The organism is Intestinimonas timonensis (genome assembly GCF_900626145.1).
GTDB lineage: Bacteria > Bacillota > Clostridia > Oscillospirales > Oscillospiraceae > Intestinimonas > Intestinimonas aquisgranensis.
The window spans coordinates 1-1308 of record NZ_LR130828.1; the positions used below are offsets into that span (position 1 = coordinate 1).

Annotated in this window: 2 protein-coding genes; both read left to right on the forward strand. The window is 49.8% G+C overall.

Going from position 1 to position 1308, the window contains the following annotated elements:
- Window positions 1-78 precede the first annotated feature (78 nt).
- Window positions 79-393: an imidazolonepropionase gene (locus tag E0E29_RS17185; RefSeq protein WP_130848458.1), complete on the forward strand. Its 315-nt coding sequence runs from the start codon at window positions 79-81 to the stop codon at window positions 391-393.
- 50 nt (window positions 394-443) lie between these two features.
- Window positions 444-1247: an IS3 family transposase gene (locus E0E29_RS17190; protein ID WP_242622339.1), complete on the forward strand. Its 804-nt coding sequence runs from the start codon at window positions 444-446 to the stop codon at window positions 1245-1247.
- The last annotated feature ends 61 nt before the right edge of the window (window positions 1248-1308 follow it).

Here is a 1308-nt window from a genome sequence, read left to right on the forward strand (position 1 = left end):
TGAACAGATCCAGTAAAAACGGACAGTGACAAAAGCCCCCCTGATGTAGGAAAATAGACTACATCAGGGGGTTTTGTCATGAAGAAACGAAATTACACACACGTTCAAATGCTTTTACCAGAGATCAAGGCCATGTTGGCAGAGGGGAAAACACAGCGGGAAGTCGCAGAATACTATGGCTTCCGGAATAAGCAGGTGGTAAAAAGACTACTTGAGCGTGAGCGCCGTAAAGAACGAAAACTGGAAGCCGGAATCCGCCCACGACCGAAAGGACGGCCGAGAAAAGATGCTGCGCCAGGAGACGTTGTGGCAGAGCAGGCCTGTGAGATCCAACGGCTTCGCATGGAAAATAAACTACTGCGGGATTTTCTGCGCTTCACAGAAAGGAAGTGAGAGCAAAGGTAAAGTATCATATCATCTATCGTCACAGGACAGAGTATCCAGTGGCAGTCATGTGCAAATTCTTTGGAGTGTCCAGAAGCGGCTACTATGCTTTTGTCCATCGCCTAGGCAAGCCAGAAAAGGATGCGGCTCTTGCGGGGCTCATCGCACAGCAGCGGGAACGCAGCTTCCGCACCTACGGCTACCGGCGGATGTGGCTGTGGCTGAAAAGCCGGAATATCTTCTGCAATCCCAAAACTGTGCTGCGAATCATGAAGAAATATGATCTGCTCTCGGAGATCCGCCGCCGCAGGAAATGGCAGCAGATGGGGCGGCAGGCACACAAATACAGGAATCTGCTGAACAGGGAGTTCCATGCGGACAAACCTAACAGCAAATGGGTAACAGACATCTCCTACATCCACACCAGGCAGGGTGTGCTGTACCTTTCCATAATCCGGGACCTCTATGACAACAGCATCATCGCCTACAAGACTGGAACCCAGCAGACAGTGAATTTGGTTCTGGATACCGTTCATCTGGCAATGAAACAGGAGAAAAAGAGGGTCGCTGCGGAGTTGCAGCTCCACAGCGACCAAGGATTTCAGTACACCTCTGCAGCATACTTCAATCTGACTCAAGCATACGGAATCACACCATCCATGTCAAGGAAAGGAAACCCGTACGACAACGCCATGGCGGAAAATTTCTTCTCTATCCTCAAAACAGAATGTATTTACCGCCACAAACCGGCGACCTTTTCCGAAGCCAATGAGATGATTGACCGCTATATTTACTTCTATAACCATGAGCGCATCCAGTTAAAAACTGGAGAGGCGCCGCTGGCGCGACGCCTCTCCGCTTAAAACTTAATCTTTCCTACTAAGGGCTCTTTTTTGTACTGTCCGCACAATCTGGGGCAGTTCA

What these genes read in the sequence shown, in the direction of transcription:
- E0E29_RS17185 (WP_130848458.1), top strand. Translation starts at nt 79, where the DNA reads ATGAAGAAACGAAATTACACACACGTTCAAATGCTTTTACCAGAGATC.